The 16,579-nt window shown below is 59.8% G+C and carries 8 protein-coding genes (1 of these 8 only partly in view); 3 read left to right on the top strand and 5 right to left on the bottom strand.

The features are described from left to right. The 4 genes from K0O24_RS06740 to rpoB form a co-directional block, all read right to left on the bottom strand. A protein-coding gene (locus K0O24_RS06740; protein ID WP_219895099.1) for an MFS transporter crosses the window boundary here: on the bottom strand, window positions 1-1,099 show its 5' portion. 281 nt of this gene lie to the left of the window's left edge; only the first 1,099 of its 1,380 coding nucleotides appear in the window; its start codon is at window positions 1,097-1,099; its stop codon lies off the left edge, out of view. Between the two features lie 46 nt (window positions 1,100-1,145). Next, a complete protein-coding gene (locus K0O24_RS06735; protein ID WP_219895098.1) occupies window positions 1,146-2,429 on the bottom strand; it encodes a SulP family inorganic anion transporter in 1,284 nt (427 codons plus the stop codon). Between the two features lie 134 nt (window positions 2,430-2,563). Further along, window positions 2,564-6,817, bottom strand: a complete 4,254-nt coding sequence (gene rpoC / locus K0O24_RS06730) for a DNA-directed RNA polymerase subunit beta' (protein WP_219895097.1) — start codon at window positions 6,815-6,817, stop codon at window positions 2,564-2,566. A 73-nt stretch (window positions 6,818-6,890) separates the two neighbouring features. Next, complete coding sequence (rpoB, locus tag K0O24_RS06725) at window positions 6,891-11,051, bottom strand: DNA-directed RNA polymerase subunit beta (protein WP_219895096.1); 4,161 nt, start codon at window positions 11,049-11,051, stop codon at window positions 6,891-6,893. Window positions 11,052-11,313: 262 nt separating this feature from the next. Here rpoB and K0O24_RS06720 point away from each other — a divergent pair, with 262 nt between their 5' ends. The 3 genes from K0O24_RS06720 to K0O24_RS06710 are packed head-to-tail and all read left to right on the top strand — an operon-like array spanning window position 11,314 to window position 16,123. Then, window positions 11,314-12,909, top strand: a complete 1,596-nt coding sequence (locus tag K0O24_RS06720) for a helicase HerA-like domain-containing protein (protein ID WP_219895095.1) — start codon at window positions 11,314-11,316, stop codon at window positions 12,907-12,909. Continuing rightward, on the top strand, window positions 12,906-14,192 hold the full coding sequence (locus K0O24_RS06715) for a cytochrome P450 (protein ID WP_219895094.1): 1,287 nt from the start codon (window positions 12,906-12,908) through the stop codon (window positions 14,190-14,192). The genes K0O24_RS06720 and K0O24_RS06715 overlap by 4 nt, the downstream gene beginning before the upstream one ends. Beyond that, window positions 14,192-16,123 carry an OPT family oligopeptide transporter gene (locus K0O24_RS06710; protein ID WP_219895093.1) on the top strand — a complete coding sequence of 644 codons (1,932 nt, stop codon included), beginning with the start codon at window positions 14,192-14,194 and terminating at the stop codon, window positions 16,121-16,123. The genes K0O24_RS06715 and K0O24_RS06710 overlap by 1 nt, the downstream gene beginning before the upstream one ends. Here the strand turns inward: K0O24_RS06710 and K0O24_RS06705 are convergent. Then, window positions 16,120-16,524: an acyl-CoA thioesterase gene (locus K0O24_RS06705; protein WP_219895510.1), complete on the bottom strand. Its 405-nt coding sequence runs from the start codon at window positions 16,522-16,524 to the stop codon at window positions 16,120-16,122. The genes K0O24_RS06710 and K0O24_RS06705 overlap by 4 nt on opposite strands. Window positions 16,525-16,579: the final 55 nt, after the last annotated feature.

Genomic DNA, 16,579 nt, shown 5'->3' with positions numbered 1-16,579 from the left:
CAAGCAGGAGCATGGCAACGCCCACGACAACCGGAGAGCCGCGCGGAACGGCCCAACTGCCAAAGACAATGCCGGCGGCGATGATCCCCACGCCAAGCTTCAACCAGAGAGCATCGCGACCCGCCCCACCTCGGGAGACGAGCAGTGCCGTGACCGTCCACCCCGCCGCGATGCCGCCGAGGATGAAGCCGGCCAACAGCGCAGACAGTCCATGAATCGCTTGCAGGAACGCCGTTCCATAAACACTGAAGCCGATCGCAGCGGCTTCGGTGGCGAAAATGATGAAATATCCCTGTCCTGCCGCACTGCTCAGGTTTCCCGCGTCGCGCGGCAGCAGCCGCACCTCGGCCCGCCGGTCTATCCAGAGCAGGGCAAGGAAACCCAATCCACTTGAAATAACCAGCGCGGTTGCCAACAGCGTATCCCGGACCAGTGCCGCCGAGCCGAGGGATGTCACTGACAACAGCAGGACGACCAACTGGCGCGCAGGGATACCCTTGGTTGCATCGACATCTCCATCCGCTGCCGCAAACCAGCGTATAAGCGCGGCAAAGACCAAAGCTTGCGCCGCAAACAGCCAGAACAAGGTTCGCCAATGTTGCCCGCTGGCAAACAGGCCGCCGAGCAAGGGACCAAGCAAGGTTGCAATGCCCCAGATTGCAGAGATCGCCCCAAAGACAGCGGGCCAGACCCGCTCGGGGAAGTTGTTGGGAATGGCAATATAGCACAGCGCGACAATGGCCCCTGCGCCCACGCCCTGCACGAAGCGCCCTGCCACAAACATGGGCATGGCCGGCGCAAGCGCGCCAAGTGCGCAGCCGGCGGCATAGACGAGACCGAACAAGATGGTCATCCGCCGTGTCCCGAAATCTCCCGCGAGCCTTGCCGCACTTGCGCTCGCCAGGATCGATCCAACCAGATAGGCAGCAACAGTCCAGCCAAACCATTCATAGCCGCCGATCGCCCGCGCGACGCTCGGCATGATCGTTACGGTCACCAATGTATCGGCAGCATTCAGCCAGATGCCAAGGCACATGAGCGCAAGAAGGGGCGCATGGCGGGCAGAGCGCAGTTCAACCCAGGGATTGGAATCCGTCATCGCGTCGTCTTAAGCGAGCCGCCGCAAAAGCAAAACCTCTTGCTGGCTAGTCCCGGTCGTCTCCACCCCAGCGAAAGGGCGTGTGCCACTGTGGGGCCGTGATTTCGCCGCGGGCAATGCGCAACCCGATGCCGATCAGTGTTCCGAGAGCAATGGCCAGCGTGAGATCGGCGAGGACTGTCAGCGCAGCGGTGAGCAGCAGAAGGGCCAGATCCAGCTTCGGCAGCCGCAGGCGCTCGGGCCAGCGGTGCGGCTCGCTCATTGTCCAGGCGGTCACGATGAGCAGCGCCGCCAGCGCCGGGAGAGCCAGTGCGCCAGCCAAAGGCGCCGCAAGCATCATGGCCAGCAGAATAAACAGGGCGTGGATCATCCCAGCGACCGGCGTTCGGCCACCGGCGTTCACGTTGGTTGCGGTTCGGGCAATTGCTCCTGTTGCTGGCAATCCGCCAAAAAGCGGCGACGCAATGTTCGCCACGCCCTGCGCGATCAATTCGGCATTGGACCGATGGGCGCCGCCAATCATCCTGTCGGCCACGATTGCCGAGAGCAGCGATTCAATGCCGGCAAGGAACGCAATCGTCAGGGCAGACGGCAACAGCGCCACCATAGTCGCAAACGACATCGCTGGAAAGCGTGGCATCGGTAGGGCTTGAGGCAGGTTGCCATATCGGGCTGCCACGGTTTCGACAGACGGGAGAGCCATAACGGCAGCGATGCTCGCGACGGCGACGACAAGCACAAGCCAGGGAATCTTGGGCGCAAGCCGCCGCAGGACAAGAATGGCAGCGACGCATAGGATGCCGAGAACAAGGGAGGAGGGATCGATTGTCGACCGCATGGACCAGAGTCCAGCCAGTTTGGGCAGAAAATCCGCTGGCAAGGCAGCGCCTCTCATACCGGACAAGTCCTTGAGCTGGCTGAAGGCGATCACGATCGCGATGCCAATCGTGAAACCCTCAATCACAGGTTCCGGGACATGCCGGATCAGTTTTCCGGCCCCGAGCAAGCCCGCCAAAAGCAGAATCAGGCCAGCCATCAAAGTCGCAGCCAGCAAACCGTCAATGCCGTGATTGTGCACGATCCCGTAAACAATCACGATGAAGGCTCCGGTTGGTCCGCCAATCTGGACCCGGCTACCGCCAAGCGCCGAAATGATGAAGCCGGCAACGACCGCCGTTATTAAACCTGCTGCTGGCGTGGCCCCCGATGCAATAGCAATGGCAATGCTGAGCGGGAGGGCGACGAGCGCAACAGTGATTCCCGCCAGAGCGTCCGCTGCCAGCAGCTTCGGCGAATAATCGCGGATGGTCGTCAGGATCTTGGGTTTCATAAGGATGTCATGCGACGCCTTAGGCCATGGAGGACCCATTCGGCAAACACCCTGCCGTTGGCGCCCGGCTTATGCAAAAAACCCCGCCGGATCACTCCAACGGGGTCTTTCACAGAAGCTCTCGCTTCAATGGCTTATTCTGCGTCGTCCTCTACGCTTTCGGGCGTATGGATCACAGCCGCCAGCGCATCGTCGCCCGTATCGGCTTCGATGGGCTGACGCAGTTCGGCAGCATGCTCTTCAGCTGCCGACCTTGGTGCGATCAGGCTTTCCTGCCATTCACGCTGCTGCACGCGAAGCGCCGCATCGCGCGAGGAGGCCGCCACGCGCAGGCGATTCATGCCGGCACCTGTCCCTGCTGGGATCAGGCGACCGACGATCACATTCTCCTTGAGGCCGACCAGTTCATCCTTCTTGCCTTCAACCGCCGCCTGCGTGAGCACGCGTGTGGTTTCCTGGAAGGAGGCCGCCGAGATGAAGCTGCGGGTCTGCAGCGACGCCTTGGTGATGCCGAGCAGGATCGGCTTGCCTTCGGCAGGCTTGCCACCTGTCAGCGCAGCCTTGTCGTTGATCTCGATCATTTCCTCGCGGTCGACCTGTTCGCCCACCAGCAATGTGGTGTCGCCCGACGCCGTGATCTCGACCTTCTGCAGCATCTGGCGAACAATCGTCTCGATGTGCTTGTCGTTGATCTTCACGCCCTGCAAGCGATAGACTTCCTGAATTTCCGCGACGAGAAATTCAGCCAGAGGCTCAATGCCGAGGACTTCGAGGATGTCGTGCGGATCGGGTGATCCGGCAACGAGGTTGTCGCCCCGCTTCACATAATCGCCTTCCTGCACGTCGATCACCTTGGACTTGGGGATCAGATATTCGACCAGATCGCCGCCGTCCTCCGGCTGGATGCCGATCTTGCGCTTGGCCTTGTAGTCCTTGCCGTAAACGACGCGGCCCGAGACCTTCGCAATGATCGCATTTTCCTTCGGCTTGCGCGCTTCGAACAGCTCGGCAACGCGCGGCAGACCGCCGGTGATGTCGCGCGTCTTGGCCGCTTCACGCGAAACACGCGCCAGAACGTCGCCGCCCTGCACCGTTGCTCCATCCTCAACCGAGAGCATTGCGCCCACAGCCAGCATGTAGCGGCCCGCTTCACCCGAGTCCGAATCCAGAAGGGTGAGGCGCGGACGAAGATCGACCTTCGAGCGGCCGGGCCGGAATTCGGTGACGACCTTCTGCGAAATGCCGGTCGCTTCGTCGACCTGTTCCACCAGTGTCTGGCCTTCGACCAAATCCTGATACTTCACGACACCGGGATTTTCCGTGATCACGGGCATAGTGAACGGATCCCATTCGGCGATCTTGTCACCCTTCTTCACCTTGGCGCCGTCCGCGAACAGCACATAGGCACCATAAGGCAGGCGATCGGCCGAACGCTCACGTCCGTCCTTATCGACAACCGCAATTTCGCCGTTGCGTGACAGCGAGACCGTGCGGCCCTGCTTGTCGACGATCGTGCGAAGATCGCGATATTCGAGAACGCCGTCAGACACGGCTTCAAGGCCGGACTGCTCGTTCAGCTGCGCCGCACCGCCGATGTGGAAGGTCCGCATCGTCAGCTGCGTGCCCGGCTCACCGATCGATTGGGCGGCAATGACGCCGACCGCTTCACCGATGTTGACCGGAGTGCCCCGAGCCAAATCGCGACCATAGCATTTCCCGCAGACGCCCATCCGCGTTTCGCAGATCAGCGGCGAACGGATCTTGATCGCCTGGATGCCGATTTCCTCAATCAGTGAGATGTCAGCCTCGTCAAGCAATGTGCCCGTCGGGATGATCACCTTGTTGGTCTTGGAATCGACAATGTCTTCCGCCGTCGTGCGCCCGAGAACGCGCTCGCCAAGCGATGCGATTGTCGCACCACCCTGTACGATTGCCTTCATTTCGAGTGCGCGTTCGGTGCCGCAATCTTCCTCGATCACGGTGCAATCCTGCGAAACGTCGACAAGGCGCCGCGTCAGGTAGCCCGAGTTCGCGGTCTTGAGCGCCGTATCCGCAAGACCCTTGCGGGCGCCGTGGGTGGAGTTGAAATATTCAAGGACGGTCAGGCCTTCCTTGAAGTTCGAGATGATCGGCGTTTCAATGATCTCACCCGACGGTTTGGCCATCAGGCCGCGCATGCCAGCGAGCTGCTTGATCTGTGCGGCCGAACCACGAGCACCCGAATGCGCCATCATGTAGATCGCGTTTGTCGGCAGTTCGCGGCCATCCGGGCCCATTTTCACGGACTGGATTTCCTTCATCATTTCAGCCGCGACCTGATCGCCGCAACGGCTCCAGGCGTCGATCACCTTGTTGTATTTTTCCTGCTGGGTGATCAGGCCTTCCTGATACTGCTGCTCGAAGTCACGAACGAGAACGCGGGTTTCCTCAACCAGCCCGTCCTTCGTTGCCGGAATGATCATGTCGTCCTTGCCGAACGAAATGCCGGCCTTGAACGCGTGGCGGAAGCCAAGGCTCATGATCGCGTCGGCGAACAGAACCGTCTCCTTCTGGCCGGTGTGGCGATAGACGATGTCGATGACGTCGCCGATTTCCTTCTTGGTCAGGAGGCGGTTGATCGTGTCGAACGGAACCTTGTGGCTCTGCGGCAGGGTTTCACCCAGCAGCATGCGGCCCGGGGTCGTTTCGACGCGGAGCATGAACTGCTTGCCATGCTCATCAACCTGCGGAACGCGGCTTGTGATCTTCGAATGCAGGGTGACTGCACCGGCGTTGAGCGCCTGGTGCACTTCCTGCATGTCGGAGAGGATCATGCCTTCGCCAGGTTCATTCTGCTTCTCCATCGAGAGATAGTAGAGACCCAGAACCATGTCCTGCGACGGCACAATGATCGGCTTGCCGTTGGCGGGCGACAGGATGTTGTTCGTCGACATCATCAGGACGCGCGCTTCCAGCTGGGCCTCTAGGCTCAGCGGAACGTGGACCGCCATCTGGTCACCGTCGAAGTCGGCGTTGAAGGCCGAGCAGACGAGCGGGTGCAGCTGGATCGCCTTGCCTTCAATGAGGACAGGCTCAAACGCCTGGATGCCAAGACGGTGGAGCGTCGGTGCCCGGTTCAGCAGAACCGGATGCTCGCGGATCACTTCGTCAAGAATGTCCCAGACTTCCTTGCGTTCCTTTTCGACCCATTTCTTGGCCTGCTTCAGGGTCATCGAGAGACCCTTGGCATCAAGCCGCGAATAGATGAATGGCTTGAACAGTTCGAGAGCCATCTTCTTTGGCAGGCCGCATTGGTGCAGCTTGAGTTCCGGACCGGTCACGATCACCGAACGGCCGGAATAGTCGACGCGCTTGCCAAGCAGGTTCTGGCGGAAACGACCCTGCTTGCCCTTCAGCATGTCGGACAGCGACTTCAGCGGGCGCTTGTTGGCGCCCGTGATCGTGCGGCCGCGACGGCCATTGTCGAACAGCGCATCGACAGCTTCCTGGAGCATACGCTTTTCGTTGCGGACGATGATGTCCGGCGCGCGAAGTTCCATGAGGCGCTTGAGGCGGTTGTTGCGGTTGATGACGCGGCGGTAGAGATCGTTGAGATCGGATGTCGCAAACCGGCCGCCATCCAGCGGCACCAGCGGGCGCAATTCCGGCGGAATGACCGGGATCACTTCGAGGATCATCCATTCGGGACGGTTGCCCGATTCAATGAAGCTTTCGACAACCTTCAGCCGCTTGATGATCTTCTTGGGCTTGAGTTCCGACTTGGTCGTCGCCAGCTCTTCAAGCAGCGCTTCCTTTTCGCCCTCGAGATCAAGTTCCTCGAGCATACGGCGAACCGCTTCAGCACCGATTCCGGCCGAGAAAGCGTCTTCGCCATATTCGTCCTGCGCGTCGAGAAGTTCGTCTTCGGTCAGAAGCTGATACTTTTCGAGCGGGGTAAGGCCTGGCTCGATGACGATATAGGCTTCAAAATAAAGGACGCGCTCAAGCTGCTTCAGCTGCATGTCGAGCAGCAGGCCGATGCGGCTTGGCAGAGACTTCAGGAACCAGATGTGCGCAACGGGCGCCGCCAGTTCGATATGGCCCATCCGCTCGCGGCGAACCTTCGAGACCGTGACTTCGACACCGCACTTTTCGCAGACGATGCCCTTGTACTTCATGCGCTTGTACTTGCCGCACAGGCATTCGTAATCCTTGATCGGGCCAAAGATGCGCGCACAGAAGAGGCCGTCACGCTCCGGCTTGAACGTACGGTAGTTGATGGTCTCCGGCTTCTTGATCTCGCCGAAGGACCAGCTGCGGATGCGCTCTGGCGATGCGATGCCGATCTGGATCTGGTCGAAGGTTTCCGGCTTTGCGATCGGATTGGCGAAATTGGTCAGTTCGTTCATGTCTTGCTCCAGTTCCCCTCCCACTCGGGGGAGGGGTTTGGGTTAGATTTCATATTCGCTCAGGTGGCGTTGATCACTCGGCCGCGATGGCCAGACCGTCATCATCCTTCTCGGTGATGCTCGCCAGATCGACGTTGAGGCCGAGTGAGCGCATTTCCTTCACGAGAACATTGAAGCTTTCGGGAATGCCAGCTTCGAACGTATCGTCTCCCTTGACGATCGCTTCGTAGACCTTGGTGCGGCCGACGACATCGTCGGACTTCACCGTCAGCATTTCCTGGAGCGTATAGGCAGCACCATAGGCCTGGAGCGCCCAGACCTCCATTTCGCCGAAACGCTGTCCGCCGAACTGCGCCTTTCCGCCCAGCGGCTGCTGGGTGACAAGGCTGTACGGCCCGATCGAACGTGCATGGATCTTGTCGTCGACGAGGTGGTGCAGCTTGAGCATATAGATATACCCGACTGTCACCTGCCGGTCGAAGGCATCCCCAGTGCGCCCGTCGAACAGTGTCACCTGACCCGAGGTATCGAGTCCGGCCATTGTCAGCATCTCCGACACATCCTTTTCGCGCGCGCCGTCGAACACCGGCGTCGCCATGGGCACACCGTTCTTCAGCAGCGCGGCAAGTTCGACAATATCGTCATCAGAGCGCGCATCGATTTCAGCGAGATACTTGTCACCATATATCTCCTTCAGCCGCTCGCGAACCGCCGTCGGAGGCTTACCGGCTTCGGTTCCACCCGATTCACGCCAGGCTTCGAGCAGTTCCGTTATCTGCTTGCCCAGGCCGCGCGCGGCCCAGCCAAGGTGCGTTTCGAAGATCTGTCCGACGTTCATGCGCGAAGGCACGCCCAGCGGATTAAGCACGATATCGACAGGCGTCCCGTCTTCGAGGAACGGCATGTCCTCGACCGGAAGGATGCGGCTGATAACGCCCTTGTTGCCGTGACGGCCAGCCATCTTGTCGCCCGGCTGAAGCTTGCGCTTCACGGCCACGAAGACCTTGACCATCTTCAGCACGCCCGGTGCCAGGTCGTCGCCACGTTCCACCTTTTCGACGCGATCTTCGAACTTCGCGTTGATGAGCTTCACAGAGGCATCATACTGGCCCTTGACGGCTTCAAGATCGGCCTGACGGGCGTCGTCCTGCACGGCGATCTTCCACCATTCATGGGGTTCGACCTCCGCAAGCAGGGCCTCGTCGATTGTCGATCCCTTCTTGATCGCCTTGGGAGCCGCAGTCGCGACCTGGCCGATGAGCATTTCCCGCAGGCGCGAATAGGTCGCACGGTTGAGGATCGAACGTTCGTCGTCGCGATCCTTCGCTAGCCGTTCCTTTTCTTCGGCCTGGATGGCGCGGGTCCGGTCGTCGATGTCAATGCCGTGACGGTTGAAAACGCGCACTTCAACTACGGTTCCGGCAACGCCCGGCGGCAGGCGCAGCGACGTGTCGCGCACGTCTGAGGCCTTTTCACCGAAAATGGCGCGGAGAAGTTTCTCTTCCGGCGTCATCGGCGATTCGCCCTTCGGCGTGATCTTGCCGCACAGGATATCGCCCGGCTCAACCTCGGCACCGATATAGACGATGCCCGCTTCGTCGAGGTTGCGAAGTGCTTCCTCGCCGACGTTCGGGATGTCGCGCGTGATGTCTTCCGGCCCAAGCTTAGTGTCGCGCGCCATCACTTCGAATTCCTCGATATGGATCGAGGTGAAGACGTCGTCCTTCACGATGCGTTCGCTGATCAGGATGGAGTCTTCATAATTGTAGCCATTCCAGGGCATGAACGCGACGAGCGTGTTGCGACCCAGTGCCAGTTCGCCGAGCTCGGTCGAGGGACCGTCGGCAATGATCTGGCCCGGCGTGATCACATCGCCCACCTTCACCAGCGGGCGCTGGTTGATGCAGGTGTTCTGGTTCGAACGCTGGAACTTGTGGAGCGTGTAGATGTCGACGCCAGACTGACCGGCCTCCACAGCACCCGTTGCGCGGATGACGATACGGGTCGCGTCGACCTGATCGACAATGCCACCGCGGGCAGCCGCAATGGCAGCACCAGAGTCGCGTGCGACAGTTTCTTCCATGCCGGTTCCGACAAACGGCGCTTCGGCACGAACCAACGGCACGGCCTGGCGCTGCATGTTCGATCCCATCAGCGCGCGGTTGGCGTCATCGTTTTCCAGGAATGGAATAAGCGATGCCGCTACCGAAACGAGCTGCTTGGGCGAAACGTCCATCAGGGTGATCTGATCGCGCGGAGCAATCAGGAATTCGCCGGCTTCGCGTGAAGAGATCACCTCTTCTGCAAAGCTGCCGTCCTTGTTCAGTTCGGCGTTGGCCTGCGCGATCGTGTGCTTCGCCTCTTCCATGGCGGAGAGATAAACCACATCGTTCGTGACCTTGTGGTCGATGACCTTGCGATACGGCGTTTCGATGAAGCCGTACTTGTTCACCCGGCTGAAGCTCGCCAGCGAGTTGATCAGGCCGATGTTCGGACCTTCCGGCGTTTCAATCGGGCAGATACGGCCATAGTGCGTCGGGTGAACGTCGCGCACTTCGAAGCCTGCGCGCTCACGGGTAAGGCCGCCCGGTCCAAGTGCCGAAACGCGACGCTTGTGCGTCACTTCGGACAGCGGGTTGGTCTGGTCCATGAACTGCGAAAGCTGCGACGAACCGAAGAATTCGCGAACGGCAGCAACCGCCGGCTTTGCATTGATCATGTCATTCGGCATGACAGTTGAAACATCGACCGAAGACATGCGCTCCTTGACCGCACGCTCCATGCGCAACAGGCCGACACGATACTGGTTTTCGAGAAGCTCGCCCACCGAGCGGACGCGGCGATTGCCGAGATTGTCGATATCGTCGATTTCACCCTTGCCATCCTTCAGATCGACAAGTGTCTTGACGACAGCAAGGATATCCTCGGTGCGCAGGGTCGTGTGATCGTCTGGCGCATCAAGGGCGAGGCGCATGTTGATCTTCACGCGGCCCACGGCCGAAAGGTCATAGCGCTCCGGATCGAAGAACAGGCCGCCAAAGAGAGCCTCGGCAGTTTCGCGCGTTGGTGGTTCGCCAGGACGCATGACCCGATAGATCGCATCAAGGGCCATGTCGCGGTCTTCCGATTTGTCGACCTTCAACGTGTTGCGAATCCAGGGGCCGGTGTTGATATGATCGATGTCGAGCAGCTCGATGCGATCCACGCCCGCCTTGTCGAGCTTTTCGAGGTTCTCCGCGGAAACTTCCTCTCCGGCCTCGATGTAGATTTCGCCGGTTGACTCATTGATCAGATCAAGCGCCGAATAGCGGCCGAATATCTCCTCGGTCGGAATGAGCAGTTCCTCAAGCCCGTCCTTCTGGGCCTTGTTGGCAGCGCGGGGAGAAACCTTCTGCCCTGCCGCGAACACGACTTCACCCGATTTGCCATCGACAACGTCGAACATCGGCTTTTGATTGCGCCAATTCTCGGCAACATAGGGAACTTTCCAGCCGCCTTCGCCACGGACATAGATGACCGTGTTGTAGAAGTGATGGAGAATTTCCTCAGGTGAAAGGCCAAGCGCAAGAAGCAGCGCCGTGACCGGCAACTTGCGCTTGCGGTCGATACGGACGTTGACAATGTCCTTGGCATCGAATTCGAAGTCGAGCCATGAACCGCGATATGGAATGACGCGAGCGGCAAAAAGATACTTGCCCGAAGCATGGGTCTTGCCGCGGTCATGGTCGAACAGCACACCCGGCGAACGGTGCATCTGCGAGACAATGACGCGCTCGGTCCCGTTGATGATGAACGTACCGTTGTGCGTCATCAACGGCATGTCGCCCATGTAAACGTCCTGCTCCTTGATATCGAGGACCGAGCGGGTTTCGGTTTCGGCATCGACCTCGAACACGATCAGGCGCAACGTAACCTTCATTGGGGCCGCATAAGTGATCCCGCGCTGGCGGCATTCCTCAGTGTCGAACTTGGGATCCTCAAGCTCGTAATTGACGAAATCAAGTTCGGCAGTGCCGGCAAAATCGCGAATCGGGAAGACGCTGCGCAGCGTCTTTTCGAGGCCCGAGACATAGCCAATCGACGGATCGGAACGAAGGAACTGTTCATAGGATTCGCGCTGGACCTGAATCAGGTCGGGCATCTGCGTCACTTCGTGGATGTTGCCGAAAACCTTGCGGATGCGCTTCTTTGCGACTGCGATCGTCGCGTCGGCCTTCGCTTCTTGCTTCGCCATGTAAATTTCTCGCCTTTGCCTGTAATCCGGACGCGCGAAACGACGAAAGGCCGCGCGACTCCGTCCCCGGAACCGGCAGCTTTTCGCGTCGTTGTGAAACCTTGCCCTTCAATTCGCTTGATGCACTGCGCGACGGCACACCAATTCCCGAAACGGCCCGGTAGCACTCATATAGATGCTGACTTGGAGCAAGTCAAACCCGCTTCCGTCCGGGGCGAGGCTTCGCTATGCGCATGGCAAGGCTCGCGTTGGGAGATGAGTAATGGCGGATGAAGGCATTTTTATCGGTACAGGTGGCGGGCAACCGCAGATCCTCAATCTCAAACGTGCCAATCGACATGGCCTGATCGCCGGAGCGACCGGCACGGGCAAGACCGTCACGCTCCAGGGCATTGTCGAGGGGTTCTCGGCCGTTGGCGTGCCAACCTTTGTTGCCGACGTCAAAGGTGACCTGTCGGGTTTGTGCATGGCAGGCTCGGCCACGTCTAAGACTCATGAGATATTCGCAGCGCGCGCGGCCGAGATTGGGCAGACCGATTGGGCCTACAAGGACAATCCCGTGCAGTTCTGGGACCTGTTCGGCGAACAGGGCCATCCCATCCGCACCACGGTTTCCGAAATGGGCCCGCTCCTTCTCGCGCGGCTTATGGATCTGAACGAAGTGCAAGAAGGCGTACTGACTATCGCCTTCCATGTTGCAGACAAGGACGGGCTTCTGCTGCTTGACCTTGATGATCTGCAGGCCATGCTGGTCAGTTGCGGCAACCGGGCGGAAGAACTGACGCTCACCTATGGAAACATCTCCAAGCAGAGCGTCGGGACGATCCAGCGCTCACTGCTGCAACTGAGAAGCCAGGGCGGCGATCACTTCTTTGGAGAACCGGCACTCGACCTTGAGGATTTCATCAAGTGCGACGACTCCGGTCGCGGCATCGTGAATATCCTTGCGGCCGACAAATTGATGGCCAGCCCGAAGCTCTATTCGACCTTCCTCTTGTGGCTCTTGTCCGAACTGTTCGAAACGCTTCCCGAAATCGGCGATCCGGACAAGCCAAGGCTCTGCTTCTTCTTCGATGAAGCTCACCTGCTTTTCAATGATGCGCCGAAAGCCCTGGTGGAAAAGATCGAACAGGTCGTCCGTCTGATCCGGTCCAAAGGCGTCGGTGTTTATTTCATCACACAGAACCCGATCGACATTCCCGACACCGTTGCCGGGCAGCTTGGCAATCGCGTGCAACACAAGCTCAATGCCTTTACACCGCGCGACCAGGCCGCAGTAAAGTCCGCAGCAGAAACCTTTCGCGCCAATCCGAAGATCGACGTCACAACAGCCATAACCGAGTTGAAAGTTGGCGAAGCACTCGTATCTCTGTTGCAGCCCGATGGCGCGCCCTCTCCTGTCGAACGCACGCTGATCAAGGCCCCCGCCTCTCGCGTCGGCCCGGCGACGCCGCAAGAACGCGCCGTGATGATCCAGACGGATGCAATCGGCACGAAATATGACACTTTGATCGACCGGGAATCTGCGGAAGAAATCCTGGCATCGAAACAGGCCGAGGCCGCTGCGGCTGCGGCTGCTCAATCCGCTCAGGCCGAAGCTGACAAGCAGGCAGCCATTGCCGCCAAGGAACAGGCACGCCAGCAAGTGATCATTGACCGTGAAGCAGCACGACAAGCGCGCGAGGCCGAGCGCGCCGCCGCTGCCAAGGCGCGCGAAGACGCAAAACCGAGTTTCGCAGAAAAGATGGTCGAGTCAGCCGCCCGTTCTGCAGCGACGTCCGTTGGCCGGAAGATTGCGGGGCAGCTTGGCGGCCAGTTGCTCCGCGGCCTGCTGGGTGGATTGTTCAAGGGAAGATGACAATGCCAATACTGCCAACCGATATCGCTGCTGCCCTTGTCGACCCCAAGGCCTACGGCGAATGGAACGGACTGCACGAGAAATATTCCTGGGCCCGGGCAAACATGCCGCTCGCAATTGCTGAAAATGAGCGGTTCGATCCGTTCTGGGCCGTCACGAAGCACGCCGATATTCTTGAAATCAGCAAGAACAACGTGCGTTTCGCCAGCGCCGTTCGCTCTCCCACTCTGGTCGATCGGGACGCTGAGGCGCTGGTCAAGGCCATTACGCCGAACCATGATGGCCACTTGATCCGTTCGCTTGTCCAGATGGATGCGCCGGATCACATGAAATACCGACTGCTGACGCAAAGCTGGTTCATGCCCAAGAATTTGCGCACCATCGAAGCCCGCATTCGGGAGATCGCCCGCGACACGGTCGAAAAGATGCTGGCAATGGGCGGCGAATGCGATTTCGCCAAGGATGTTGCGGCCTATTATCCGCTCCACGTCGTGATGAACATTCTCGGGGTCCCCCCGGAGGATGAGCCCCGGATGCTCATGCTGACCCAGCAATTGTTTGGCCCGACCGATCCCGAAATCAACCGGGCGCGGGCGGAAATTGTCAGTGCTGAACAGGCAATCCAGATGCTGCAGTTCGTTATTGCCGATTTCGAGACTTATTTTGCGGCAATTACGGCGGACCGACGCGCCCACCCGAGAGATGATCTTGCCACGGTGATTGCCACAGGCACAATCAATGGGGCGCCTATTCCGGACCGCGAGGCCAATGGCTATTACATGATCGTCGCCACCGCAGGCCATGACACAACATCGGCCTCGACCGCAGGGGCCATCATGGAACTGGCCAAGAATCCGGCCCTGTTCGCGCGGTATCGCGACGGCACGGCCGATACAGCAGGGCTGATCGAAGAGGCCATCCGCTGGACCACGCCCGTCCAGCACTTCCTGCGCACGGCGACGGAAGATTGCGAACTTTCCGGCCAGAAGATTGCCAAGGGGGACTGGCTGATGCTGTGCTACCCCAGCGGCAATCGCGACGAAGCCGTGTTCGAAGACCCCTTTACCTTCAATCCGGACCGCACACCCAACAACCAGATCGCCTTCGGCTTTGGCGGGCACGTCTGCCTGGGCCAGCATCTTGCCCGCATGGAAATGCGGATCCTGATGGAAGAGTTGCTGCCCCGCCTCAAGTCAATCGAACTCGCTGGCGAGCCGGCCCGTGTGGAGTCCACTTTTGTCGGCGGACTGAAGCGCCTTCCCATCCGGTTCGAGGCGAACTGATGCGCGAACTGACATTCCGCGGTGTGGTCCTTGGCGGTTTCATCACCTTGCTGTTCACTGCGGCCAATGTCTATCTGGGCCTCAAGGTCGGCCTGACCTTTGCAACCTCGATTCCGGCGGCAGTGATTTCGATGGCCTTGCTGCGTATCGCCGGGAACTCGAACATCCTTGAAAACAATATCGTCCAGACGATTGCGTCTGCAGCCGGGACGCTCGCCGCGATCATCTTTGTGCTACCGGGCCTGGTCATGATCGGCTGGTGGCAGGGCTTCCCGTACTGGATCACTGCTGCGGTCTGCGCGATCGGCGGGACTTTGGGCGTTATGTTTTCGGTGCCGTTGCGGCGCGCACTCGTTACCGGGTCCGACCTGCCCTATCCCGAAGGCGTGGCTGCAGCGGAAGTACTCCGGGTCGGTTTCGGGTCGGCAGATGGTGCAGCGGAAAACGCCAAGGGCCTGAGAATGATTGTCCTCGGGTCACTGACATCGGCTGGCTTTGCATTGCTTGCAGCAATGAAGGTGGCGGCGGCAGAGGTCGCGACGACATTCAGGGTTGGCGCGGGGGCAAGCGGCGCTTCGACCAGCCTGTCGATGGCCCTGATCGGTGTCGGCCACCTTGTCGGGCTTTCGGTTGGCATCGCGATGGCAGTCGGGATGCTCGTCACCTGGGCGGGGCTGGTACCGATCCTTACTGCGATGCATGGTGCGAGCGGAGATATCACCGCGTTGGTGGATGATACATTCCGCAACGACGTGCGCTTTATCGGCGCCGGAACGATCGGCGTTGCCGCCTTGTGGAGCCTGTTCCGAATCCTTGGCCCTATCATTCGCGGGATTCGCGGCGCAATGGCAACGGCTGACGCTCGCAAGTCCGGGCAAGCGCTCGAACTGACAGAGCGCGACCTGCCCATCAGCATTGTCGGCGGAACGATCCTCGCGCTGCTTCTCCCAATCGCCGGGTTGTTGTGGGTTTTTGCAGCCGATACCGCCATTGCCGACGGCATTGCACCGGTGATCCTCGGCACGCTGGTCTATGTGCTGGTCATTGGCGTCGTCATTGCATCGGTGTGCGGTTACATGGCCGGGCTCATCGGGGCATCGAACAGTCCGGTTTCGGGGGTCGGCATCCTTGCCGTTCTGGGTGCTGCGCTGCTGCTGGTTCTGGTCTATGGACGCGGCGGCACGGTCGAGCAAACCCAGGCGCTGATTGCCTATGCCATCTTCACCACCGGCATCGTCTTTTCGATTGCGACGATATCGAATGACAATCTTCAGGATCTGAAAACCGGGCAACTTGTCGGCGCAACGCCCTGGAAGCAGCAGGTGGCGCTCGTGATCGGTGTTATCTTTGGCTCGCTGGTCATTCCCCCGGTGCTGGACCTGCTGAATGCAGCGTTCGGCTACTCCGGAGCGCCTAATGCAGGGCCCAACGCCCTCGCTGCACCACAGGCCGCACTCATCTCGGCGCTCGCCAGAGGCGTATTGGGTGACAGCCTGAATTGGGGCCTTATCGGATTCGGTGCCGTGCTGGGTGCCGTATCGATCATTGTCGACGAGACACTGGGCCGGTTTGGCAAGATGCGATTGCCGCCGCTCTGCGTGGGCATGGGCATCTATCTGCCCATGGCGCTGACACTGTTGATCCCGATCGGCGCTGTGCTGGGACATTTTTATGATCGAAGCGTCAAGACTCACCGCGATCCGGAATTCGCCCGGAGGATGGGCGTACTCGCAGCAACGGGCCTGATCGTGGGGGAAAGCCTGTTCGGCGTTGCCTTTGCCGGGATCGTTGCCAGCGCCGGAGGCGACGCGCCACTGGCCGTGGTCGGAGACAGTTTCAGGACCCCCGGCATTGCAATCGGGCTGGTACTGTTCATTGGCGCGGTTGGCGCCCTCTATCGGGCGGCCCGCAAAGCAGTGAGCGAAGGCTAGTCCTTCTTTGAAAAGAACCGTTCCGCAATATCCGCCGCAATTCGCGCGGGGCGCAGGGTTTCAGCATCGATGCAGCACCAGCTGGATTTGACTTCAGCCAATACCTCTTCACCGCGCTTGATGAGCGTTTCATAAAAGGATCGCGCGCCCTGAACCTTTTCAAGAATGACGGTGGCGATCACCTCATCATTCAGGAAGGCTGGCTTGCGGTAGGTAATTTCGTGTTTCAGCGCGACCCAGAGATATTTTGCAACGGCGTCGGGTGGAGCAAGGCTTTTCCAGTGATCGAGCACAGCATCCTGCACCCAGCCAAGATAGCGCGCGTTGTTCACATGGCCCATGAAATCAATGTCGGCAGGCAGGATGCCAATCGGATGGTAATGTGGAATGGCTTCACTCATTCCCTGACAATAGGGATTGAATATGAACATTACGATACAGGCACCCCTCGCTTCA

It is taken from the genome of Aquisediminimonas profunda (genome assembly GCF_019443285.1).
GTDB lineage: Bacteria > Pseudomonadota > Alphaproteobacteria > Sphingomonadales > Sphingomonadaceae > Aquisediminimonas > Aquisediminimonas profunda.
The sequence above is the reverse complement of the archived record's forward strand: the minus strand, read 5'-3'. Positions and strand labels throughout refer to the sequence as shown.

Excerpts from the sequence above, each read along its gene's own strand:
- rpoC (WP_219895097.1), bottom strand. The coding sequence starts at position 6,817 with ATGAACGAACTGACCAATTTCGCCAATCCGATCGCAAAGCCGGAAACC.
- rpoB (WP_219895096.1), bottom strand. The coding sequence starts at position 11,051 with ATGGCGAAGCAAGAAGCGAAGGCCGACGCGACGATCGCAGTCGCAAAG.
- K0O24_RS06705 (WP_219895510.1), bottom strand. The coding sequence starts at position 16,524 with ATGAGTGAAGCCATTCCACATTACCATCCGATTGGCATCCTGCCTGCC.
- K0O24_RS06710 (WP_219895093.1), top strand. The coding sequence starts at position 14,192 with ATGCGCGAACTGACATTCCGCGGTGTGGTCCTTGGCGGTTTCATCACC.
- K0O24_RS06735 (WP_219895098.1), bottom strand. The coding sequence starts at position 2,429 with ATGAAACCCAAGATCCTGACGACCATCCGCGATTATTCGCCGAAGCTG.
- K0O24_RS06715 (WP_219895094.1), top strand. The coding sequence starts at position 12,906 with ATGACAATGCCAATACTGCCAACCGATATCGCTGCTGCCCTTGTCGAC.
- K0O24_RS06720 (WP_219895095.1), top strand. The coding sequence starts at position 11,314 with ATGGCGGATGAAGGCATTTTTATCGGTACAGGTGGCGGGCAACCGCAG.